Genomic DNA, 22,962 nt, shown 5'->3' on the forward strand with positions numbered 1-22,962 from the left:
TCAGCTGCCTCCGCCACGGCCGCCAGAGGCACGTTCGGTCGCAAAGGTCTGCAATGTCAGCAGCCCCATCATGATTGCGATCAATATCATCGATAGCGCAGATCCAAACGGCCAGTCATTGGCGGTCAGGAACTGGGCATAAACAAGGTTGCCGATCATCTGGAATTGCCCACCCCCCAGCAATGCCGGGGTTACGAAGTTGCCGATCGACAGGACGAAGACAAACACGAAACCGGTGGCGATTCCCGGCACTGTCAACGGCAGGATCACCCGGCGAAACGTGGTCCAGCCTGATCCGCCCAGATCGCGTGAGGCCTCGGATATTTCTGGGTTCAGGCGCGACAGCGGCGCATAACAGGCAAGAATCACAAAGGGCAGGTAGTTATAGACCAACCCGGCCACAACGGCGCCTTCGGTATAGAGAAGTTTGGGCAGTTCTCCGTCATACCCCAAGGCGCGCGCGATACCGGTTATCAGTCCCTCGCGGTTCAGCAGCACGATCCAAGCATAAGTGCGCACCAGATAGTTTGACCAGAACGGCAGCACTGCGAAGAACAGCAGCACAGGCTGGCGCCGGCGCGGCATCGCGGCAATCGCGTAGGCCGCCGCATAACCAACGACCACCGCGATCAAAGCCGAAAGCCCGGCAATCCAGGCCGATTTGAGAAAGATACCGGCATAAAGCGGGTCAAACACCAGTGCGATGTTTTCGAGCGTAAAAGTGTATTCAATACCGCCGTAAATACCGCGCCGGAAAAACGCCAATGCCAAAATTAGCAGACACGGGATAACCATGAACGCGGTCAACCAGGCCAGCGCGGGCGACATTAGGTAGATGGGTTTGCGGTCTTTCATGGCGGCAATTTCTGTCCACGCGCCGCTGCAACGCGACGGGAGAGGTTAAACAATAGCGGAAAGGGGCACCAAGCCTTGGCGAAACGCCCCAACCTATTTGGCGATGTTAGTTCGCCGCCTTGATTTCCGAAACGATGCGCGAATAGTCTCGCTGCGCTTCACCCACATCACGAAGTTGTTCATAGGCCGTCATCTCGGACGGGCTCATGCCCATGTTCGGGAAAGTCTCAATCAGACTGGCATCCAGCCCTTCCATCGCGGCCTGATTTGGAACCTTGTACAAAATGTTCTCTGCCGCCCAGCGATGCGTTTCGGCACCCAGGATGTAATCCACGAATGCATAAGCCGCGTCTTTGTGTTCAGAGTTTTTGAGGATCACCATGGTATCAACCCACAGATCAGACCCTTCTTCAGGCACAACGTATTTGATGTCGGCGTTTTCGGCGATGCCATAGTTGCACCAGCCATCCCATGCGTGCACCAGCTCCGCTTCACCCGATACCAGTTTGGAATAGAAAGTGGTGTCGTCATAGGCCAGCAGCGTGCCCTTGGCGCTAATCAACAGGTCGCGGACCTCGGCCATTTTGTCGGCATCCGTTTCGTTAACCGAATAACCTTTGGCCAGTTGCCCTGCACCTAACAGCCAGCGATCCGTGGCTAGCATGGTGGTTTTGCCGGAGACTGCATCACTTGGTGCTAACAGGTCCATCCAACTGTCGGGCACGTCGGCCACCAGATCTGAGCGATAGCACAACCCGGTTGTGCCCCACGCATAAGGCATCGAGAACTTATTGCCCGGATCGTGGTTAAGCGTCGTTGCCTCGGCATAAAGATTGGCCGCGTTGGGCAGCTTTGCATGGTCCAGTTCCTCAGCCAGCCCGAGGTTGTGCAACACTTCGGCGAACGGCGAAGACACAAAGACCACATCATAGCCTTTGCCCTTCGAGGCAATCAGCTTGCCCATGATTTCTTCGTTGGTTGCGTGTAGCACCAGTTCAGCGGTGTTGCCGGACGCGGTGTTAAACGCCTCAACGGCATCAGGTGCCATGTAGCCATCCCAGTTGGACACAACGAGATCATCAGCCCATGCGGCACTTGCGAAGCAGGTCAAACCCACCCCAATCAGGGCCCGGGCAGTAGGTGATTTGTGGAACATACCATTCCTCCAGTTCAATGTTGGATGATCGCAAAGCCAACGCTTCGTGATCTTAGATTCTTCAAAGCGGTTCTTGCTGACCGCCTTGGATTCAGTATTATTATGTGAAAAGATACGTCAATCTGTATTCAATGTTCTTTTTCGGGGCGTGGCTTGTTTCCCGAATTTTTTGCCCCCGAAAGGCCGAGCTGATGACCGATGCGCGTCGCAACACACGACAAAACCACCTCGAGCTAGCCCAAAAAGTGTTGAACATAGCGTTCGAACGCGGCATGAAGGCCGGCGACCACTTGCCCGAACAGGGCTTTTCCGCCGCCTGTGGTGTGTCGAGAACCCCAATCAGGTCTGCATTTAAGCTTTTGGAAGAAAACGGAGTTCTGTCATGGAAGGAGGAGGAGGGTTATTTTCTGGCAATTCAGACACGAGAAGAACAGGCCGAAGCAGTACGCAGGCTAGAAGACCTCGAAGATTCCCTAGCTAGGCGCATTCTGTCTGATCGCGCCGAGCGCCGTATCGGCGAAGTTCAGTCCGCCAGTGCCCTCGTGCGTCGTTACAAAGTCTCACGCAATACTGTACTTAATGCATTAAAAATACTATCTCGCGATGGCATTGTTACCCAATTGCCCGGCAGATCTTGGGCCTTTCAGCCAATCCTTGATTCCCCAAATTCCGTCGAAGACAGCGTTGCCTTCCGTCTGACCATGGAACCTCAGGCGATCCTGGCACCTAGGTTCACAATGGATTTCAAGCGCGCCGGGCTGCTGCGCAGCCAGATGGAAGACATCCTGAAGCTTCGTAACGGAAGCATCACCTGTTCCGGGTTCCGGGCAATTGATACAGAGTTTCACAGCTTCATCGCCGAATGTTCCGGCAACCGTTTCATCCGCGGCAGCCTGCTGACACATCACCGGTTGCGCCGCACCACCCAGAAAGATGCCTCGATACCGGATTTCCGGCTACGGCAATCGCTGGAAGAGCATCTGGAAATTCTTGAAAGCCTTGAGCGCAATCAGTTCGACCTGGCGGCGGACCAGATGGTCCTGCACCTACGCAAGTCCCGGGTGCGCCGCCCCGAAGCCGCCAACCGCGGTATTCCTCCAATGAAACGCGGGGTGCAGTCATGACATCCGGGCCAACCATTGCCCTGTTCCCCGAGGCAAGCTTTGGTGCCGCGCTGAACTGCGTCGGGATAGCTCAGGAACTGGAACGACAGGGTGCCAACCCGGTGTTTATCTGCCACCCGGGCTTCACCGGCGTGTTCGCTGAATATGGTTTCAAGGAGTATCACCTTCCTGAGCAAAGGCGCAGCAACGACGCGTCAAATGAAGATTACTGGCAGGGCTTTATCAACACGCATCTACCGCACTTCAACCTGTCCGCCCTCGATCAGCTGGCAACCTACGTCGCTCCAACCTGGGAGGCGATTGTCAGCACAGCCGAAGCTGTCGAAGACGGATTAAGAGACCTCTTCAACCGGATCAAACCGGATGCAATTCTGCTCGATAACGTCATCATGTTTCCCGCTGTCGCAAACGCTGGCTGCCCCTGGGTGCGGATCGTATCCTGTGCGGAAACCGAGCTACCTGATGCCAACGTGCCACCGTATCTCTCTGGTCTGGCGCCCGATGATGTTCCGGCACGTACCGAATTCGAAAAGGCCTATGTGGACAACACCCGCGCCCCACATCGCAGGTACAACGAATTTCGCAAGGCCCGGAAACTACCGCCCCTTCCCGCAGGGATTTTTCTTGAAACGTCACCGTGGCTCAACCTGCTTCTGGCGCCTGCCTGCGTGCGGTACCAGCGCGCCGAGGTTTTGCCTGAAGGCCAGTTTGTCTTTCTCGAAGGCTGCGTGAGGGATGAAGGCCATTTCAAGTCACCGCATTTCCCCAAGGACAACGGCCCGCTGGTGTATCTCAGTTTCGGCTCTCTCGGGGCAAGTGACACACAGCTGATCGGGCGGATGATAGAGGTCTTCGCCACATTGCCGGCGCGGTTCCTGGTGAATGTGGGTGGCTTTCTGGAGGCTTATAGTCAGGTTCCTGATAACGTCATTCTGGGAAGCTGGTTTCCCCAACCTTCTGTTGTGGCCGAATGCGCCGTGATCATCCACCATGGTGGCAACAACAGCTTTTGCGAGGCTCTGTATCACGGTGTTCCGTCGCTGGTGATGCCCTATTGCTGGGATGGTCATGACAATGCGCAACGCGCCGAGGCCGTGGGCGTGGGGCGCGCAATCCATCGCGCAGACTGGGAGCCAGAAGACCTGCGGTCCCTGATTCTGGAGCTGTTGAACAATGCGCCCATGAAAACTCATCTAGCTGAAATGTCGGATGTGATGAAGAAGCACTCGGGCACGCGAAAAGCTGCAGAGGCTGTCCTGAAGGTGGCTCTTGTACCGGCTTGATGTTAGGCGACAATGCCCTTGGCACGATCAGAAATCGCTCCGGAATTTGGCAGTTTCTGATCGCCGTGCGTCTTTTCTTTGCGCAGTACCTTATGTCAGAAGCAACTGACCTGCTGACCGATTGAAAATGGGTGCTCGCAAGAAGATTGGCGCGTATCCCACGCAGTAAAAAGTCGAATCTTCCCCGTCGAAACCCAACGCCAACAAGTTTTGGTAAAATGCATTGAAGGCGCATTTGATGGTCCTTCGTCGTCAGGCTTCCCTGATTCAGAATCGTACGCTTTGCTGCCATTCGCGCCCCGCGCGGCATCCGTCAGAAAGGGCTCTTTGCTGTCATCAGAAGATGATTGCTGCATGGCTGCTTACGGAAGGCGAACGGCTTGTACCGCTCGCCTAAAGTTCAAATGTCGATCTTCTCAGCAATGCTTAGGGCATCTTCGACTTCGACGCCCAAGTACCTAACAGTGCTATCGATCTTTGTGTGGCCAAGAAGCAGTTGTACTGCTCGTAAGTTCCCAGTCTTACGGTAAATTTCAGCGGCCTTCGTCCTGAGCATCGAGTGCGTGCCGTAGCCACTTGGTTCTAAGCCAATTGCTGCGACCCAATCCCTGACAAGTCGGCCGTATTGGCGTGTTGAAATGTGGGGATGGTCGTGGAACCGACTTGGAAACATGAAGCTGCCTCTCAACATTTCTGGACTTTTGACCCAGTTGGCAACGGAATCACGCGTGTTTTCAGTCAGTTCAAACTGAACTGGCCGCTTTGTTTTGCTTTGCACCACCGAAACACGTTCGCGCACTTGATCAGCGTTTACGAGGTCGCTCACCTTGAGACATACCAAATCGCATCCACGCAACTTGCTATCGATCGCGACATTAAAGAGCGCCAGATCTCGCAAATTGTTTGCCAGTTCGAGACGCGCTCGGATGGCCCAGACCTGTTTGGGTCGCAACGGGCGCTTTTGCCCGATGATGCGACCTTTGTTCCAAGCTCGTTGTTTGGGGGTGATTGCTGGAAGCTGTACTCTAGGCATATTTTGCCCTCCATACCGCCCTCCAAACCCAAGCGTCGGCATCGCGCTGACGATGGATAATAGCATAATTTCTATAACTGCTTTGGACTTGTCATGTAGGTGTACCATGCCGCGTATGCATCAGACAGCTCCGAGCCCTGAGTGCGTTTTTCCGCGCGATGAATGATTGTCTGCAATGCCGTGATTGCGGGACGCCATCAATGCTAAGGCATTCCGGAAGCCTCCATCGCGACAAGCCAGCGATCCAGTGCCCCGGGGGCGGTCCACATCCGGGATTCTATGCCCTTCACCCGCGAAACGGTCCAGTCAGGGTTCTCCGCAAGATAGTCGCTCATGGCTTTTGCCGCATTGTCTTTGTCGCCAAGGCAATGGTGAATGGCCGCAAGGAGTTTGTTTGCCGCGACCGGCATCGAGGGCGCTGATTTGAACGAGTCCAGAGCGGTGTCACAGTCCCCTTTCTGCCACAACGCCCACGCCTTGTTCCATTGCAGGTCAAAGTGTTTGAGCGGGTCAATGCGCTCCAGCTGACCAAGTGTCGCCAGGGCCTCATCCGTCTTGCCCTGATATATCTGCGATACCGCGAGCCCGTTGCCAACGATGGTGGACGAAGGATTCAATTCGATCCCGCGCTGGAATGCGCGTGCCGCGTCTTCGACATTGCCGTCGAACATCAAGGCCCGCCCGAGCGCATGGTAGGCCAGGAAATTGTTGGGATCGAGCTCGACGCCCCGGCGGGCGAGATCGTTCATCCGTTTGCGCAGGGCCACTTCGTCGCCTTCGATCCAGCCATTGTGGAGCCCGATACGCAACGACAGGGCCTGCCCCAAAAATCCCCAGGCGGAGTCCGGGTAGTCCTTCATGGACTGTTCCTGTTCCTCGATATTGATCAGCAGGTTTTCGCGGGTGAAGTTGCGCATGATCCGGCTTTGCGCTGCATTCGAGATCATCAAGGCGCTGACATCGCCAGCGGACATGCTGGCATCCGCGGTATCAATCACGTTTGTGCCCACAGCCTTGGCGATTATTCGGCTGATTTCGCTGTTTGCCTCAAGCATCGCACTCAGCGGCACGTCGAACTCATCCGCCCAGATATGGGCTTCTGTTGCGCCGTCGATCAACTGGGCGGTGATCTTCAGCCGCGAGCCGTCATATTGCTGGCTGCCTTCAAGAACCAAATCGGCCCCAAGCGCCTTGGCGATCTCACTAATCCCTTGAGGCGAGTCGCGAAACTGAAAGCTGGAGCGGCGCGAAATGACCGCCATCTGTGGAAACCGTGCCAGGGCGGTTATGATGTTTTCACTGATCGCGTCGCTCAAGAAGCCCTTGTGCGGCTCGACAGAGAAATCCTCAAACGGCAGGACGGCGACCACCGGTGCATCGATGTCGTTGTCAGGGCGCGTCAGAACATAGGCGGTGATCAGGGCGAAAACCGCGAGGGCGGCCACCATCGAATAGGCGCCAAGCCGTTTCTTCGAAGTCGTGGAGTGGGTTTCCGGGGCGGGCAGGACCAGCCTGTAGCCCTCACGCGGAACAGTTTCGATAATGCGTTTTTCGGTATCGCCCACCACGCGCCGGATTTCCGCGATGCATTGCGCGACGCTGTCGGCTGCAACGGCGCGGCCTGACCAGATCTCGTCGATCAGCGCTTCGCGTGTTACTGTCTGGTCGGCTTTTTTTGCCAATGCCACAAGGACTTCGCGGGATTGATGCCTCAGCTCTATTTCGTTTCCGGCCAAGTCGTAGACCCGGCCGGTTGTCCGCTCGACAATCACGGTTCCCAGGCGGATTTCGGAAGATTTCAAGGTTTTTCGTTTGGTAAATCGCACCGGCTGGTCCTCCAATTCGACCATCGCCAATGCCCACTGTCTCGACTTTTTCGACAGTGGCCCTTCGGCAACGGGGAGGAGCATCTTCCGCTCCCACGAACGAGGATACTTGATGAAACGTGTGACGAAAACAGCGAACCATCTTCTAATGCGAACTGCACGTGCGGGCCTGCCGCCGCGCATTCTTGCAATTTCAATTGCATTGCTTCTCGCCAACTCGGCTGTTGCCGAGAGTTTCGATTTGACCACACCTCGTGCAGATGCCCCTGTTCGCCATGCGGACGGAAGTGAGAGTTTCCGGCTTCTTCCTGGCGAGTGCAGCGATCGTGAATATTTTTCTGACGAGTTACAACGCAACACCTCAGATTGTGGCCGCTCCCGAAACAGGATCGAGTACTTCGAAACATCGTCATCTGGCGCCGGAGACCGGCGTATGTACGAGTGGGAGATCTTCATTCCGGAGGATTTCAGCTACAATGCACTCAACGCACGTTTGACCGTCGGCCAATTCGAAACGGGCTCCGATATGCTTTATGGTTTCGAACTGAATAATGATGGCTACACCTTCCGAGCACGCGACTGCATCTCTGCGGACGATTTCGGTGACTGGCACAAGGTCTCTGTGCGCATCCAATACGATTCTACGCCGCGCAAATCCCTCAAGGATAAAACGCCCGGTGTGTTTGTGGTCGAATGTGATGGAAAGGTTATTGCCGACTCATCTGGCAGACCCAATATGGCCGAGGGCGGCGAGATTCAGTTCAGATATGGCCTCTTCGGTGCCAAGAATATCCCTGACACCGACAACGTCTCGGTATCATATCGGAACGTCCGAATCTCGGAGTGGTAAGGGCTGCAGGCCACGCAAAACCGGCGCCTTCGTGTTCCGGATACTCTCGGCTATGCGCCGTGTCCGTCACGTGTCGTGCGTCTTGATCCCCCCCTTACATATACGGACCCGCTCGAAAAAAAGCGGGAACCGGTTCTTGGGTAAGATAATTGGCAGCAGGCGGCGGACACCCGACTTTGTAGCTTGAAAGCTCAGTTTCGCCATCCGTCGAGTTGGCGTATTGATATTCGCAATCATGGCAGCGGAGGCTGCACACAGAGGGTCCAAAAACAGCTCTATCTCTTGGAAGCTGACCTTGGTACGATGCGCCGCGAAGGTCAGGAAAGTCCGCAATCTGTGAATTCGACCTTTGATCCTTGCTGCGCTCTGCACGAATGGCTGGTTTTCCCACTGCGCGGCAGCACCTAATCTTACGCTGATGCAGCATTTTCCACGCTGCGAGCGCACGCAGCAGGAAAGCCGAATTTACAGAATGGGCTCAGAGCGGACCTCGGAGGCAGCGCAGCGTGTCGTGATAAAATGCTCCGGTCAACGTCGGGTTGTCGTTTTGGGAGGGCATGGCGGATCGGAGGATCAGTCATGGAAACACCAAACCTACCAGCCATTCGCGCACTTCGCCCTGCCTGGAACAAAGGGCGTATCGTCGGCCAGAAGCGACCACTGAAACCAAAACACGTCTGGGCGATACGGGTTCGACTTGAATTGGCCGAGAACCGCCGCGATCTCGCCCTGTTCAACATGGCGATCGACAGCAAGCTCCGCGGCTGTGATCTGGTGAAGATGAAAGTGGTCGATGTCATGGCTTCAGGCCAAATCAAAGAACGAGCCTCAGTCCTTCAAAGCAAGACGCAAAAACCTGTGCGCTTCGAGATATCCGAAGGAACGCGCGCGTCTGTCGAAAAGTGGATGGAGGACGAGCTGATGGTCGGTTCCGAGTACCTTTGGCCCGGGCGCTTTCATGAGCGCCTGCACATTTCGACCCGCCAATATGCACGGATCGTCCGAGATTGGGTCACATCGATCGGTCTTGAGGCGAGCGCGTATGGCACCCATTCAATGCGGAGAACTAAAGTCACGCAGATCTACAAGAAGACAGGCAACCTCCGAGCTGTTCAGCTCCTACTCGGTCACACGAAGATGGACAGCACGGTCCGATACCTTGGTGTCGAACTTGAGGATGCATTGACCATTGCCGAAGCCATTGAAATCTAGACTAAAGGGCCGTTCGAAAGGACGGCCCATTCCGGACAATGAGCACCCAGGCAAGATTCTGCGGTCGCAGCCCGCTTTGCGGTCATTCGCTGCAAGTGCGAACTCCCGGCTCTGTCGAACTCACACATCGCGGACAAAGCAGCCTTATGCAACCGCTGCTATTGCTGACGCAGCATCGGTTCGCAGCTGCTGCACGCGCATCGCTGCGGTGCAACTTTATTCGTCAAACCGGCCATTCAAGGCGAGGTCATAGTCCGAATTTCAAACGGAGCTTTCGGTGCATCCAGATTGGAAAATCTGGACGCATGAAACAGCGCTCATTGCTTACGATGGCGACAACGAGCGCTTCCAGAATGCGCCCCGAAAAATTGACCTGGTGAATACTAGCGGCAATGCGGGTGGCACACGCACCAGCGCTGTCTGATCAGTCCGTTGAGAAGCAATAAAACAGACCCGCCCCGCCAGAACGTGGCAGATGTTCTTCTCCACAACCACGCGAGCCGTGCGACGAGTTCCAGGACACCATGTTTCGCGCATCATTGAGACCTACACGGTCATGATGTCCGACAATCGCGGACCCGTCTTCACTATTCGAAGTCCAGTTGCTGCATGTCGTATCGCCACCTGCCGTCGAGAAATGTCCGGCAGAATCGGAGCCGGTCAAAATGTCATGTTTGTTCGGCTGACTACCACGCCCATTTACAGGGTTACCGTTTTCATCGAGTGCGGTCAGAATACTAATGTTCACGCTGTCGCTGTGCAGGTCTTCTACATTGTTGGCGATGAGTTCTCCCTTGGCATTGTACCATGGACCCGCCCCGATTCGGTCGCGTGCCGAAATGCCGTTGGTTATTGTCATCGGGTCGGTGCTGCGATCAATGGACATTGACGTGCTCAGATAGGCCGAAAAAGTTTTGGAAGAACCGACCGCAGAAGCAAGTGCATTACAATGAGCATCGGCGCCGTCGAGGCCGCCTAGATTGGCACCGTCTCCTTTGCCTACACTAGTGATGAAGAACGACATCTCCTCGCCTGCCGATTGTGCCTGAGCGATTGCCGCGAAACAGCAGATTACGAGTGCAGCAACCCCATGGACAGCTGTTCTGTTGGTGAACTTCGACATGTGATTCTCCCTTCTTGCTGTGTGATCTCCGATGCTAGCCGTATGCATTGCTTGGGTCCACGATTAGCGCACAGGGATTAGAGAACATGACAGTTCAGCCTTCGAAACATATCTTGACGGATTATTGGTCGGCACAGACGTTATGGCCGACTTTCGTCACCATTGCGGCAAACCCAAAATGGGGTTCGCACGAAACTTTCGCCGCGAGTATTACGAACGCCCGGTCTGACAGACGTACTCCACCACCGTGCTGTGATCAATTGCGTCAGATGCTGGACAAAACAGCTTTCCGACTTGACCGCGGCAACATCCGTAGTCAGCCTAAAGCCGCTATTGCGCTGAATGCCTTGCATCGGAATGTCGGCCTTTGAAACACTGAACTCGTAATGCTGCTCTGCAAATAATGCGACTGCTTACAACTGTATTTAGGTGATTTCAGTTGGCTAGAGCTTTGGCTATGCGTTCAACCAAGGCCCGTTGCACGACAGCAAACCTTGGTGTCTGCGCGATTTCCTCTAATGTCGCGACCCAGAGCGGAACTTCGATTTGGGGATTCATGCCGGGCGATCTATGAAGGCGGGGGTCAGCGTCGCCGATGAATTCAGGTAAAAATGTCTTGCCCGCTCCGGAAACGGCCATCTGCTGAAGCACCAAAAAACTGTCTGCTCCGTTGGTAGTTTGTTCGGTATTCGCGTTTTCTGCTAGCCACTTGGCAGGCAGAGAGCGGCTCAACGCGCCGTCAAGCCTCATCCATTTACGATTTGGGGAACCATCATCATAGACCCCAAACGACAATGTGCCTGATCGTTCTCCAACCAGGCCGTCCTCAAGTTTAATCGATGGGCGCACAGCGATATCCGCAGTCAGCCGGGATAGATCACGGTGGCTGTTGCTACTCAACAAAGTCAGTTCCAACCCTGGGTACTCTTTGGAAATTTCATTCAAAATCTGAGGCAATACCATCTGGCAAAGACTGTCAGTGGACGTGATGCGAACGTGACCAACAGGAGAGCGGTTCGCGCCTACGATTGCCCTCTCTACTGAAAGCACCGCATCTTCAACGTTTTCCATAGCCGAGAGAATTGTTCTGGCCTCAGGCAGCGTGGAATATCCAGAAGGGCTCTTCCGAAAAATCGCACAGCCACTTCTCTGTTCAAAGGCAACCACTCTGCGCAGGACTGTCGCATGCGTTACCCCCAAAGCTTCCGCCGCCGCGTTCAGCGAACCGTATCCATCAACGGCAAGCACATATCGAATGTCATCCCAATTATCGTTGTTCATAAATTAACAGGAGGCGGCGAATAACAAACAATTACAAGTAAATTCGTTCAAGCTAACATTCGAAGTATTGAACAGGGAGAGACATCATGATGAAGAAGTTCTCAATTTTGGCGGCAGGCATTTTGTCTGTAGCGGCCATTGGCGCAGCCATCGCCCATGAAAGCGAAAATCCGGCTGTGAAAGCTCGGACTTCAATCATGCAGCTCTATTCCTTCAATCTTGGAACTCTGGGCGGTATGGCCAAGGGCGAGGTGGAATATGACGCCGAAGCAGCAACACGGGCCGCGAACAACCTGGTGGTTCTGACGCAGATCGATCAATCCGCGATGTGGCCCGCAGGATCAGACAACGTATCCGATCCGTCCACCCGTGCACTGCCGACAATCTGGGAAAACTCCCCTGACGTTGGTGCGAAAGGGCAGGCTATGGCAGATGCCGCTGTTGCGATGCAGGCTGCGGCAGGGCAAGATGTTGATGCCCTGAAAGCGGCTATGGGCGATCTGGGTGGAAGCTGTTCGGCATGTCACAAAGCGTACAGAGCGCCAAAAGATTAATTGGTAGATAGCTGTGAAGCGGTTTTTCCTTTTCACCGCTTTCGTTGCACTCTTGGTTGGGTTGGCAGGTTTGGTGCTGACCCGACCACAAAGAACGGATCAATCTAAACTCGACGGTTTGCATCCGGATCTCACCAGAGGCGAAATCGTGTTCCACGCCTCAGGATGCGCATCTTGTCATTCAGCGCCGGATGCGGTTGGTGAGGACAAGCTCATGCTCTCCGGTGGTCGCCGGTTTGAGACGGAATTCGGCACGTTCATTGCCCCCAACATTTCCAGTGACCCAGAAGTTGGTATTGGGTCCTGGTCTGCCCTGGATCTGGCCAATGCCTTGATCCATGGGACCGGACCCGAAGGGCAGCACTATTTTCCAGCGTTTCCCTATACATCTTACGCCAACATTACGGCCGAAGACGTTATTTCGCTCCTTGCATTCCTCAGAACCCTGCCAGCGTCCAAAGCCGAAAGCGTTTCTCATGAAGTCGGTTTTCCTTTCAATGTTCGTCGTGGATTGGGGGGATGGAAACTGTTGTTCATGACACCAGGCTGGGTAGTCGAAGGTGATTTGACCGACCAACAAAGACATGGCAGGTATTTAGTGGAGGCGTTGGGTCACTGCGCCGAATGCCATACGCCGCGAAATGGCTTAGGTGGTCTGAAACGAGACCTTTGGCTGACAGGTGCACCAAATCCAAACGGGAAGGGTCGCGTCCCGGGCCTTACCTCAGACCAGCTTGATTGGTCCGAGGCCGACATTTCCGAGTACCTCAAATCTGGCTTTACACCGGACTATGACAGCGCTGGTGGTGAGATGGTAGAGGTCATCGAGAACACAACTCGCCTCACCGATGAGGACCGTTTGGCGATTGCCGCCTATCTCAAGGCGGTTCCTGTTTCGTCGGCGGTGCTTCCATCAGAGTAACAGTCGTTTGGCGCCATGCAGGGGGACCAGATGCTGTCGTCGATCGCCGGTAGGAAGCCGCAGGGCCTATTCCCTTTTCACCAACCACCTGTTTTACGTTTTGAACGTCGGAGCTCAGCAATACCCCGAGATTCTGTTCATGATTGATTGAGCGTTGTGGTCAAATGACACAAATAATCGCTCTTTAATCCATTCCAATATCCATTGCGGTAGTGGCTCTGAAACTGTTGGCTTGGTTGCTGACAGGCTCGGTGGCGTTGTTGTCGGACGCAATGGAATCTACCGTGAATGTCGTTGCGGCGTTGCTGGCATACTTTGCGGTTCGGGTTGCCAATAAACCCCCTGATGAAAACCACCCCTTTAGTCACAAAAAAGCTGAGTATCTTTCCGCTGTCGTCGAGGGCGTACTGATTGTTCTGGCGGCGTTCTTGATCATCGGAGAAGCTGTACTGGCACTCCCAAACCCGCATCTTGAGGATGCGCCTCTTTTTGGAACCGCCGTCAGTGTCATTGCAACGGGCGTGAATGGCGCATGGGCTTACCTATTGCTCAAAATCGGCAGTCGCGAGGGTTCGCCTGCATTGGAGGCGAGCTCCCGGCACATTTTCACAGATGTCATGACCTCAGTTGGTGTCATCGCAGGTCTGATACTTGCACTTGTCACCGGCTGGCTGATCCTCGATCCGATCCTGGCAATTCTTGTTGCACTGAACATCTTGTGGGAGGGCTGGAAAGTTATTCGGGCGTCTGTCGATGGACTGATTGATGTGACCCTTTCGGATCATGACTTGCAGACCGTTACTAATGCAATCGAAGCAAATCTCGGCGCAGCCTTGGAGTACCACGACCTCAAAGGGCGTAGATCCGCAAACGTCATCTTTGTGGAGTTTCATCTTGTTGTGGACGGCACAATGCCAGTCAGCGCGGCGCATGATATATGCAATGACATCAAGGAAGAATTGGATCGTTTGTATCCGGGTTCTGTCTTTGTCATTCACCTCGAACCTGATGACGAGCTGAAGGGTGACCGGGTTAGTTCCCGCTAAACTGGTCACATGGCTCAGCAAAAACCCAATTGGTTTGACTGATCTGACTAAGACGTTCGGCTTGAAATTCGTCAGACCTAAGCCCGATGTGGGGAAGCCGAACAAGAAGTAACCTGCCTCCAACGTCACGAAGCGTGATGCTCAAAATTGGAGGCGAAAATGAAAATTCAAAGAAAGCTGGGTCAACTTCTTAGTACCGCGGCGTTGGCTTCGTTGATCGCGGCAACACCTTATGTGCCAGCGTTTGATGCCGATGGTCGCCTACATTTTGAACCATCATATGCCTTTGCCAAGAGCGGCAGGGGAAGCGACGGGGATGGTCGCGATGATGATCGGGATGACGACAGAGATGATGACCGCGACGACGACCGGGATGATGATCGTGACGACAATTCGGGATCAGGCAAAGGTGGTCGCGACGATGATGATGACGATGACGACTCCAAACGCTCCAATAAGGGCAGCGGAAAGAAGGATCGGTCTCAAGCAGGTGGTAAACCCTTGGGTTCGACCGGTGTAACAAAGGTCGAAACAAACGCTAACGGCATTGAAGTGCGTTACGCCGACGGAACCAAGGAGGAGATCGAAAACGGGCGGTATGAGAGAAAGAATGCTCAGAACCGAACTGTTGAGGAACGCCCTGCGACCGGTGCTGACGTCTCAAGGCTTCGGTCTTTGGCGAATGGTATCTCAATCGACAACGTGCTCTCTTCTGGGCAAGGCGGCACTGCTGGAAGTCGACCTACGAAAATTGAACGCCAGGGCAAAAATATCGAAGTGAACTATGCCAATGGTTGGAAAGAGGAGATCGAGTTTGGGCGCTACGAGCTGAAAGACCCATACAACCGGACTGTTGTTGAGAGAAACGCAACGGCTTCCGATCGCCGAAGGTTGCAGTCGGTTGCCAACTGAGCAGCAACTCCAGTAGATAACCCGTTGGTGGCTTCTTGTAGAGGGGGCCGCCATCTTCGTACTAGAGACCGCTGTTAGTCTCCCTTGTTCCAAACATCATGGGCAATGAGCGCGGCCTCTACTCGGTTTCGCGCGTGAAGCTTGGACAGTATTGCCGTCATGTAGTGCTTCACGGTCTTTTCCTGAAGGTCTAACTCGTCAGCGATTTCACGATTACTCAGTCCTTTGGCTACACGTCGAAGTATTTCTTCCTCACGATGCGTAAGGTCATCGAGAATGCTGCTGTTCTTAGAGGTGCCGGTGTCAGCGTTGATTTGAAGCAGTACCCGCGAGGCCAAGCCCGGAGAAACGAACCCTTCACCTGCGGCGATGCTGCTTAAGGAAGCGGTCAATTCGCTCGCGGTTACTCCCTTCACGATGTACCCTATCGCGCCCGCCTCCAACGCGTCCGCGACGTCGCTGCTGTTCTCTGAGACCGTCAAGATTGCAATGAAAGGCGGATTTGCCATTGCCGCAATTTTACGTGTTGCGCTTATCCCGCCACCGGGCATCGAGAGGTCAAGAATGGCTATGTCCGGCTGATGCATGACGACCAGCGATACTGCATCATCAGCGCTGGACCCGGCAGCTAAAACTTCAAAACCATCAGCTTCATCCAGCGTGCGTTGCAAACCATCCCTGAATATCGGGTGATCATCAGCTATTACGACAGATGTAGTCATGATGTGCCTAACTTTCTGGGAAAGAGTGTCATAGAAACGGTGGTGCCCTCACCCGGTCTCGATGCGACTTCGAACCTGCCGCCAATACTCTCGACCCGATCCCGCAAGCCCATAAGCCCCTGGCCACCATCGTCTCGCAACGCGGTTTCTTCTGACCTGTCAAAACCAGGCCCGTCGTCTTTGACCTTTATAACTATGCGGTCGTTCTGCGCCTCAGAGATAACGGTGCACTTGGAAGCTGGAGCATATCTCGCGGCATTGGAAAGCGTCTCCTGAAGGAACCGAAAAACGCACAGCTTGTCGGACAATGACAACTCTGGGGCCTGGCTACCCAAAAGTGAAATATCCGGTCGCAACGGGCTGTGTTCGACGTGATCCTCTACGGCTCTCTTCACAACATCGACGAGTGACAAGCTGTCGATATCTGGCGCAGAAAGCCCTCGCGATATTGCACGAATTTCAGCCAGAGATTTTTGCAAAGACTGCTGAATTTCCTCTGCCTCTTTAGAACTTTCGGACTCTTTGGAAAACGCCGCCTCCAGTCTAAGGGCGGCGAGCGACAGGTATTGCGCAGGACCATCATGTAGCTCGGCACCGAGATTTTTGAGGAACCGATCTGTTTGCGTGGCATATCTTTCTGACGCATCTACTACACGCGACCGCAGCCGGGCATTCTGCTCGGCCATCCTCTCACTTTCTGTCAGGCGCTGTTTAAGAAGAGCCCCCTGTCGTCGAATAGTTTTGTCGCCAATTGCGACAATGGAATACAGAACAATAGTACTTGCCAGAAATGCGGAACCGACGACCAACCAACTTGTTCGCCTGGCCTTGGCTAAATCTAACTCAAGCTGATCAGCTCTTTCGTAGAACTCCGCAACTGCGATGATTTCGCCGGACCAAAGTTCGCGGATGGGGCTGTAAACTTCAAGTAGTGGTATCCCCAAAGCCGCCTCGGCGGCGCTCTCGGCATGATCAAGCTCTTTGAAAGAGCCGGAGATGTCACCGCTCCACGCCCGCCTTAAGTCATCCGTTGGATTGAAACGGTTTCCAATGATGTCTGTATCAGAGGCATGTACAATCACACCGCCTTGCTTCCAGAATTTGTAGGAGACAATGCGGTCACGCATTGGCTGGGTCATGAAAATCTCGTCCAGCGCCAGGCTCGCCTGCTCAGAAAGATGGTTGCCATGTGCCAATTCCTGGCTGAGCGGGGATACTACGCTTTCCATATATAGCGCAGCGGAATTGGCGGAGTTTTGCACGACTGCGTTCTGGATTCGATTTGACACCCAGACCCCGACGATTGCGGTAGCAGTACCCATCACGAAAATGCTGGCCGCAAGAAAGACTCGCGACAGCGACCAATTGCCAATCGTCAGGTCAGTTACTTTCGCTCTCATCGTGAAATCGACTATGAACTACAATCTGTTATCGCACCACAGACCTTGGTCTGACCTGATCTGGCTAAATCTCAGATCCTGCGCTTCCGTCCAGTGGCCAGAGTCAGATATCGTCCATCGTTCTCAGTCTTTGCAGCATCGGGCATTGAACGTTTCCGCTATCACAATTGGCCGTAAGCTCACTCAAGGCGTACTCTAGGCGTCTGAGCTCACTAATCTTGCTTTGAACGCTGGCAATGTGTGCCTCGGCCAGTTCTTTCACTGATCGGCAGTCTTCGGCACTTCCTTCTGACAGCTCCAAAAGCGCCTTTGCGTCAGATAGAGGAAACCCCAGGTCACGGCACTTCTTCAAAAATCGAAGTCTTCCAACATCGCTTGCCGAATAGAGGCGACGATTGTTCAGAGCTCGTGCGGGTCTTGGTACGATACCTTCGCGTTCGTAATAGCGGATAGTTTCTATGCCGACCCCGCATTGCCGGGAAGCCTCGCCTATCGCAATCATGTGAAGTGCCTCCACTTGATCCTGTAGTTACTACAGGAGTTATACGCATTGAATGCCGGTGCCTCAACACAATCAAATCGCCTATCCAGGGAGCGAAAGATGAAAAAATATGTGACCCTCAGCTACCTGGGATCGGTTTCCGCTCTGGGGGTCGCGACATGCTGTGTTCTTCCAATGGCCATGATGTTGCTCGGCTTGGGTGGCAGTTGGTTGGCGATATTCGGAAAAATAGCGGCAGCAAGCTACTATGTTCTCGCCATCTCAACAGTGCTGGTCGCGGTTTCGTGGTTCGTAGCGCATCGAAACGGGACGTTGGCAAATCTGAAATGGTGGCTTGTCGGAAACACGGCGACTACCGCGTTGGCATGGGTCATCGTGTTCAATGAGGCTCAAATCAACGATTATCTAATCATGCAGATGTGAGACAATGACAAAACAAACTGTGGTGCTGGATAGCACTTTGACCTGCCCTCGGTGTGGGCACGTTGAAACCGAGAAAATGCCAACTGACTCGTGCCAGTGGTTTTATGAATGCAAATCATGCAATGTCGTTTTGAAGCCATTGGAAGGCGATTGCTGTGTTTTTTGTTCTTACGCAACTGTCCCGTGCCCGCCAATTCAGCTAGGTGACTGCTGTTGTGGATAAGCGGGTCGCAACCGCAGCATACCAGAGAGATGTTGAGTGTCCGCATTGGCTCGTCCGCCAAAGTTTGCAAAGTCTGGTTTCTGCGCTTCGCGACCATCAAACTCGCACAACTCTGCGCCATGGCTAACGGTAGCAAAGTCCGCGTCTCGCGAATTGCCTGACAAAACCTCGCTGCGCCCGGCACCAATAGCCGCTCTTTACGCCGCACTGCCGTGTTCAAGATGATGCCCGCTCAGCAAAATCTATGCTGCGAGCGCGCGCAGCGAGAAAATCAAATTCACAGATTGGGCTCTTCGCGGCCATCGGAGGCGCTGCAGCATCTGGCTTTTCAAGCCATTATGCCGCCTTCTCGAGCGCCCCAGAGCCGACGTCAGTGGCGTAGCCTTCATGCCGCGTTGCGGCCTTTCGAAGGAGACATTGGCTGCGCTCGCAACGTGACGATTTCAGTGAATGCGTGAACCGAGATCAGGCTCGGCTTTCATGCCAATCGCGAATGGAGCCACATAGCTTGCTCATTGCCAGGCCTGTAAGCATGCCACTGCTCAGAACACCAACTTGTTCAGAGAACTTTGGATCACTTTCGCCCTGCACCGTGAAATGAAACATACCGGTTTCGTTGTCTTCGTCTTTTACGAACGCCCAGACTCCTAGGAATTCGCCATAGCGTGTTAGAACATCCCCGCTGGTGGAACCATCCTCAAAGCCATTGAGATTTATGGGGTATGCAAGCTCCATGGCTCTATACGCGGGCCCTTGCTCGCAGGCGAGCATATAGTTGGACGCCAGCTTGATGTTCCAGCTCAACGACAACTGCAAACCTTTGGCGCAGCTCATCGGTCGCCCAGCCTTCAATGCATCTTACCACCAAATGATACTCGTTGCCGTAGTCCAGCGTGTCTTTCGAAAACGTAATCGAGCCAGTTTGAAGCGTGTTCCCCTTACGTTGGGTCTTGTTCGGCTTGAGGTCACAATCGTATCTGCCTGACATCTCTGGGTGCTCTGTATCCTCACCAACATGGCTACGAAAGTAGTCTGATATATGTTGTGGGGGGCACCCTCGAATGAGGCGAAAGTCCATCTTGGTACCAAGGTACTCGGCGCGTGTTCGTCGAACCGGCGGATCATATGCAAGCGAGACTCGAATAGTCCGTTTGCCGCCAGTTTGGAATTCAGCAGGAATGGGTATGCGATAGATCGCAAACCGATCAATATCTAGGATGTCTTCCGCGAAATATATGACCCTATGATCATCAGAGTATGCCGCCTTCATGGGATCGATGAACCCGTTGCCAATGATCGAGGTAGTCTCCTGCTTATCCATAGCCTGCAGACGATTGGAGGTTTCGTCCGGAACAGAAGCAGCGCCAGCGAGAAGCGCGCGGATCAGATTGGCTGATGCATTTGGGAATCGTTGCAACAAGAGCGCCGCTTTGCGTGCCAACAGAGGAGTTGAAATAGACGTACCGCTGCTTGAAGTGAACAACTGACGAACGAAATCGTGGTTAAGCGTTGCAATACCTGCCTCTGGCAGATTTGGCGCGGTTTGCAAGGATCGGGTGATAGCGCTGAATACCATAGTACCGCCGAAATCTACGAAATCAGGTTTTGCGACACCGCCTCCGCCTGGTCCGGCGCGCGTAAATGGCGACGGTTCAAAGCGTTCCCTAGTAATGGCGCTTACATGTGCATCATCACGGTGAATCGGACTCAAGCCGCTACCATGCGCGACTGCTCCGACTGTCACCACGTTTGCCGCTCCAGATGGCTCATATATGCGATTGGCATCTTCAAGAAGATACTGCGGATATTGTGTGACCGCTTGCTCGACTGCGTTGCCGCCGCGTGGCGGGCGATTTCCAGCTGATACAAAAATAAGAACGTCCAAATCACGGGCGAGCTCGTCTAGCGTCATAGCCCAAGGGCCGACCCGCCCCCGCTCAAACCAGGACTTATTGTCGCCTAAGGATAAGACAAAAATTCGACATCCGTATCGCTCGTTCAAGCTTTGTAAGACAGTCCGCATTTGGTTTGGTAAAGTTCGGCGCTCATAAAACTGACCTTGATCGGTAATGATCTTGGCTGACACTAAGCGAACGGACTTCTGAAGCGAACCGCTGGCGATCTGCTCACGCAAGTCACCGAATACTGCAGCGCCTCCAACCTTTGTTCCATGCCCCCAAACATCGGCCGTTTGAAGCTCCGGCGGAAATGCCTCTGTTGCAATCAGCACGTCATCCAAAAGCGGGTGGGCATTGATGCCACTATCAAGGATTGCCACAATTGGCGCATCCGGTGAAACCGGCGAAACTGGCGGCAGATCGCCGAGGGCCATATCGACAATAGGCTGCGCGGCGAGGTCTGGCTCGGGCGGATGATCGACGATTGCGACTTCAGGCACGGATAAGATGGGCCGAAGTGCATGGCCAGGTGCTTGTGCGCGAAGGATCGTTAGAGAAGGACCGACATAGATGTCAAAGACCTCACCGTTCCGTTCTTCGATAAATGCACTGATTTCATCGGCCTTTCTGCTGCGCGCGTCACGCCCAGCAAAGTCCCAGAGTTCGATGTCAACGAGGTAGATCTCGTTATCATGAAAGTCGGTTACGTCGGTAAAGCCGCGCTCCATCAGCCTTATGCCAAGGCGATCCTTTGGCTCTAGAGTGGAAACACTTTCGATACGGTCAATGAACCCAGCAAAGCTACGGTTTACTTGGCCCGCTGGCTTGGGCCCTTCATAGGCAGCCAGCTTGCGTCTAAAATCCGTCAGTTCTTCATTTGATGAAAAAAGTACAAGCGTATTGTCGTCATCACTGGAAAGAAGGCGCAGCCCCACCCCTTCCCAATCATTTTCCATCGACATTCCAGTCATTTCGACCTTGAGGATGAGAGAAGGGTCTACGAATTCCGGTGGTCGTTGTTGACGTTGTGTTTGGACAGCGTCATCCACTTCGGTCCGCACGACAGTTCCATGTCCGCCGCCGCGGGCCGGTTTCGGCCCTGGGCGTCCAGTCTTTCGGCGAGCAAGCATTTCGGGGAGCCGCACAAGCGGCAAGTGATCATACTGGGGCAATGGTTTTTACAATTGTTTAGCTGGCGAGGCGCTTTGTGCGTTTTGCACGCCTTTTTGCATCCTCAACGGCTGTGTTGAAATGACGAAACGACACGGTTTTCGCGCGTCCAAGAATAGAGAGCTTAATGGCTTGTGTACAAATTTTTTCGAGTTCGGCGTAAGAGTATCCCTTCACCTTTGAGGCCTGTTCTTCGGGTTCGAAATCGGCAATGACGTTCTTGAACGCATTCTTCAGGAACTTTCGTACCATTCGCTCGTCGGGCGCATCGAACCAAACTACCTCATCGAAACGCCTCCAAACCGCAGGATCAAGTGACTGGTCAAGATTGGTCGCTGCTAGGAGGAAACCACTTGGTTGAATCTGATCTATGAAAAGCAACAGACTGTTGACAACACGGCGCAGTTCGCTGTGTTCCCCACCATCGTCCCGAGATCGCGCGATCGCATCAAACTCATCAAGAAACAGAACACAAGGCTGGCGCCTTGCGAACTCGAAAATCTTGCGGATGTTCGTTGCTGTTTCGCCCAAATAGGACGACATTAAACGGTCCAACTGAACCACAAAGAGCGGAAGCCCAAGCTCGTGGGCAAAAACCTCAGCACAAAGCGTTTTCCCGCACCCAGGAGGGCCGCAAAAGAGCAACTTGGATCGAACGGGAAGCCCATGCTGTTTGATCTGATCCGATTTGCGGAATTCACGAAGCAATCCTGTGAAGAGCCGAATATTGTCGGTGGACATCTGGATATCTTGAGCCGTTCGATTTGGCTCTATGCGCTGAATGAATTCGCTTGCTTCATCCGGAAATGGAATGAGCGGCGCAAGCCCCTTAGCCTGAGGAAACTGTCCAAGATTCTCTAATGTCTTACGCAGACTGCGTGCCAGAACCTTGTTTTTTTTCCGTTCTTCTTCGCCAATGATCTCTTCGGCGACCGCACGAAACTGGTCTTCCTGGCCATAGCTGGCCAAAAGCTTTTTCATGAGTTCGCCACGTGCCACTGAAATTTCTCCCTGCTCTTGGCGAGAATCTTAGGTGTTCAGGTCTAAGAAATCCATAGAAACTTGCCTCATTTCTAGGCTCGCCCAAAGATGTGACTGCTCATAGGATCCCGAGTCCTCTACCTCAGAAAAGCATATCTGAATGTCCGCACCTGCCGTCGTGTTGTGCCCCCTGTGCAGACGCAGCGAAGGTCTGCTTTCCGCCCTTCAAGTCGGAAAGCTGGAATAACACCATACGCTCAAAGGTGGGCTATAAGGTGGATAGAAATACAGATACCCGCCTTAAGTGATTGTAAAATATAATAATATTTTGGATATTTGGTGCCCAGGAGAGGACTCGAACCTCCACGTCCATACGGACACTAGCACCTGAAGCTAGCGCGTCTACCAATTCCGCCACCTGGGCAGGTGTCGTGGAGGCGCGTTTAAGCCTACTGGCGGAAGGCGT

General features: G+C 53.8%; 22 protein-coding genes and 1 tRNA gene. 10 read left to right on the forward strand and 13 right to left on the reverse strand.

Annotated elements, in window-relative coordinates:
- On the reverse strand, positions 1 to 855 hold the full coding sequence (locus AC2FIM_RS17410; RefSeq protein WP_281973945.1) for an ABC transporter permease: 855 nt from the start codon (positions 853 to 855) through the stop codon (positions 1 to 3).
- A 106-nt stretch (positions 856 to 961) separates the two neighbouring features.
- A complete protein-coding gene (locus AC2FIM_RS17415) occupies positions 962 to 2,011 on the reverse strand; it encodes a polyamine ABC transporter substrate-binding protein (RefSeq protein WP_496678835.1) in 1,050 nt (349 codons plus the stop codon).
- A gap of 191 nt (positions 2,012 to 2,202) precedes the next feature.
- Here AC2FIM_RS17415 and AC2FIM_RS17420 point away from each other — a divergent pair, with 191 nt between their 5' ends.
- Together AC2FIM_RS17420 and AC2FIM_RS17425 are read left to right on the forward strand one after the other, a co-directional pair.
- Complete coding sequence (locus AC2FIM_RS17420) at positions 2,203 to 3,135, forward strand: FCD domain-containing protein (protein WP_281973947.1); 933 nt, start codon at positions 2,203 to 2,205, stop codon at positions 3,133 to 3,135.
- Positions 3,132 to 4,418: a glycosyltransferase gene (locus AC2FIM_RS17425; RefSeq protein WP_281973948.1), complete on the forward strand. Its 1,287-nt coding sequence runs from the start codon at positions 3,132 to 3,134 to the stop codon at positions 4,416 to 4,418. Before AC2FIM_RS17420 ends, AC2FIM_RS17425 begins: the two co-directional genes overlap by 4 nt.
- Before the next feature lie 400 nt (positions 4,419 to 4,818).
- Here AC2FIM_RS17425 and AC2FIM_RS17430 read toward each other — a convergent pair whose 3' ends face one another.
- Both AC2FIM_RS17430 and AC2FIM_RS17435 read right to left on the reverse strand, forming a co-directional pair.
- Positions 4,819 to 5,451 (reverse strand): tyrosine-type recombinase/integrase, encoded by a 633-nt coding sequence (locus AC2FIM_RS17430; protein WP_496678837.1) that lies wholly within the window; start codon positions 5,449 to 5,451, stop codon positions 4,819 to 4,821.
- 203 nt (positions 5,452 to 5,654) lie between these two features.
- Positions 5,655 to 7,361 carry a winged helix-turn-helix domain-containing tetratricopeptide repeat protein gene (locus AC2FIM_RS17435; protein ID WP_496678839.1) on the reverse strand — a complete coding sequence of 569 codons (1,707 nt, stop codon included), beginning with the start codon at positions 7,359 to 7,361 and terminating at the stop codon, positions 5,655 to 5,657.
- A gap of 28 nt (positions 7,362 to 7,389) precedes the next feature.
- Between AC2FIM_RS17435 and AC2FIM_RS17440 the strand changes: the two genes are divergently transcribed.
- Together AC2FIM_RS17440 and AC2FIM_RS17445 are read left to right on the forward strand one after the other, a co-directional pair.
- A complete protein-coding gene (locus AC2FIM_RS17440) occupies positions 7,390 to 8,127 on the forward strand; it encodes a polysaccharide lyase family protein (protein WP_496678841.1) in 738 nt (245 codons plus the stop codon).
- A gap of 579 nt (positions 8,128 to 8,706) precedes the next feature.
- Positions 8,707 to 9,339 carry a tyrosine-type recombinase/integrase gene (locus AC2FIM_RS17445; RefSeq protein ID WP_496708288.1) on the forward strand — a complete coding sequence of 211 codons (633 nt, stop codon included), beginning with the start codon at positions 8,707 to 8,709 and terminating at the stop codon, positions 9,337 to 9,339.
- Between the two features lie 424 nt (positions 9,340 to 9,763).
- Here AC2FIM_RS17445 and AC2FIM_RS17450 read toward each other — a convergent pair whose 3' ends face one another.
- On the reverse strand, positions 9,764 to 10,462 hold the full coding sequence (locus tag AC2FIM_RS17450; RefSeq protein ID WP_142636004.1) for a hypothetical protein: 699 nt from the start codon (positions 10,460 to 10,462) through the stop codon (positions 9,764 to 9,766).
- Between the two features lie 435 nt (positions 10,463 to 10,897).
- On the reverse strand, positions 10,898 to 11,743 hold the full coding sequence (locus AC2FIM_RS17455; protein WP_142636002.1) for a LysR family transcriptional regulator: 846 nt from the start codon (positions 11,741 to 11,743) through the stop codon (positions 10,898 to 10,900).
- A gap of 86 nt (positions 11,744 to 11,829) precedes the next feature.
- On the opposite strand from AC2FIM_RS17455, the gene AC2FIM_RS17460 reads away from it, so the two are divergent.
- The 4 genes from AC2FIM_RS17460 to AC2FIM_RS17475 all read left to right on the forward strand — a co-directional run bounded on the left by AC2FIM_RS17460 (position 11,830) and on the right by AC2FIM_RS17475 (position 15,177).
- Positions 11,830 to 12,297: a c-type cytochrome gene (locus tag AC2FIM_RS17460; RefSeq protein ID WP_496708289.1), complete on the forward strand. Its 468-nt coding sequence runs from the start codon at positions 11,830 to 11,832 to the stop codon at positions 12,295 to 12,297.
- Between the two features lie 13 nt (positions 12,298 to 12,310).
- A complete protein-coding gene (locus AC2FIM_RS17465) occupies positions 12,311 to 13,219 on the forward strand; it encodes a c-type cytochrome (protein ID WP_496708290.1) in 909 nt (302 codons plus the stop codon).
- Positions 13,220 to 13,431: 212 nt separating this feature from the next.
- A complete protein-coding gene (locus AC2FIM_RS17470) occupies positions 13,432 to 14,265 on the forward strand; it encodes a cation diffusion facilitator family transporter (RefSeq protein ID WP_425595612.1) in 834 nt (277 codons plus the stop codon).
- A 159-nt stretch (positions 14,266 to 14,424) separates the two neighbouring features.
- Positions 14,425 to 15,177: a hypothetical protein gene (locus AC2FIM_RS17475; protein ID WP_496708291.1), complete on the forward strand. Its 753-nt coding sequence runs from the start codon at positions 14,425 to 14,427 to the stop codon at positions 15,175 to 15,177.
- Positions 15,178 to 15,251: 74 nt separating this feature from the next.
- Here AC2FIM_RS17475 and AC2FIM_RS17480 read toward each other — a convergent pair whose 3' ends face one another.
- The 3 genes from AC2FIM_RS17480 to AC2FIM_RS17490 all read right to left on the reverse strand — a co-directional run bounded on the left by AC2FIM_RS17480 (position 15,252) and on the right by AC2FIM_RS17490 (position 17,801).
- Positions 15,252 to 15,899 (reverse strand): response regulator, encoded by a 648-nt coding sequence (locus tag AC2FIM_RS17480; RefSeq protein ID WP_496708292.1) that lies wholly within the window; start codon positions 15,897 to 15,899, stop codon positions 15,252 to 15,254.
- On the reverse strand, positions 15,896 to 17,095 hold the full coding sequence (locus AC2FIM_RS17485; RefSeq protein WP_496708293.1) for a sensor histidine kinase: 1,200 nt from the start codon (positions 17,093 to 17,095) through the stop codon (positions 15,896 to 15,898). The genes AC2FIM_RS17480 and AC2FIM_RS17485 overlap by 4 nt, the downstream gene beginning before the upstream one ends.
- A gap of 307 nt (positions 17,096 to 17,402) precedes the next feature.
- Positions 17,403 to 17,801, reverse strand: coding sequence for a MerR family transcriptional regulator (locus AC2FIM_RS17490; RefSeq protein WP_271950120.1), 399 nt, complete (start codon positions 17,799 to 17,801; stop codon positions 17,403 to 17,405).
- Positions 17,802 to 17,900: 99 nt separating this feature from the next.
- Here AC2FIM_RS17490 and AC2FIM_RS17495 point away from each other — a divergent pair, with 99 nt between their 5' ends.
- A complete protein-coding gene (locus tag AC2FIM_RS17495) occupies positions 17,901 to 18,224 on the forward strand; it encodes a hypothetical protein (protein WP_271950121.1) in 324 nt (107 codons plus the stop codon).
- Between the two features lie 4 nt (positions 18,225 to 18,228).
- Positions 18,229 to 18,447, forward strand: a complete 219-nt coding sequence (locus AC2FIM_RS17500) for a GDCCVxC domain-containing (seleno)protein (protein WP_142635985.1) — start codon at positions 18,229 to 18,231, stop codon at positions 18,445 to 18,447.
- Between the two features lie 465 nt (positions 18,448 to 18,912).
- Here the strand turns inward: AC2FIM_RS17500 and AC2FIM_RS17505 are convergent, their stop codons facing one another.
- The 4 genes from AC2FIM_RS17505 to AC2FIM_RS17520 all read right to left on the reverse strand — a co-directional run bounded on the left by AC2FIM_RS17505 (position 18,913) and on the right by AC2FIM_RS17520 (position 22,920).
- Positions 18,913 to 19,182: a hypothetical protein gene (locus AC2FIM_RS17505; protein WP_496678849.1), complete on the reverse strand. Its 270-nt coding sequence runs from the start codon at positions 19,180 to 19,182 to the stop codon at positions 18,913 to 18,915.
- 4 nt (positions 19,183 to 19,186) lie between these two features.
- Positions 19,187 to 21,475 (reverse strand): S8 family peptidase, encoded by a 2,289-nt coding sequence (locus tag AC2FIM_RS17510; RefSeq protein WP_496708299.1) that lies wholly within the window; start codon positions 21,473 to 21,475, stop codon positions 19,187 to 19,189.
- Between the two features lie 58 nt (positions 21,476 to 21,533).
- Positions 21,534 to 22,514 carry an AAA family ATPase gene (locus AC2FIM_RS17515; protein ID WP_496708294.1) on the reverse strand — a complete coding sequence of 327 codons (981 nt, stop codon included), beginning with the start codon at positions 22,512 to 22,514 and terminating at the stop codon, positions 21,534 to 21,536.
- A 319-nt stretch (positions 22,515 to 22,833) separates the two neighbouring features.
- Positions 22,834 to 22,920: transfer RNA gene (locus tag AC2FIM_RS17520), tRNA-Leu, on the reverse strand.
- Positions 22,921 to 22,962 lie beyond the last annotated feature (42 nt).

This window comes from Ruegeria sp. CDSC052, from assembly GCF_059610685.1.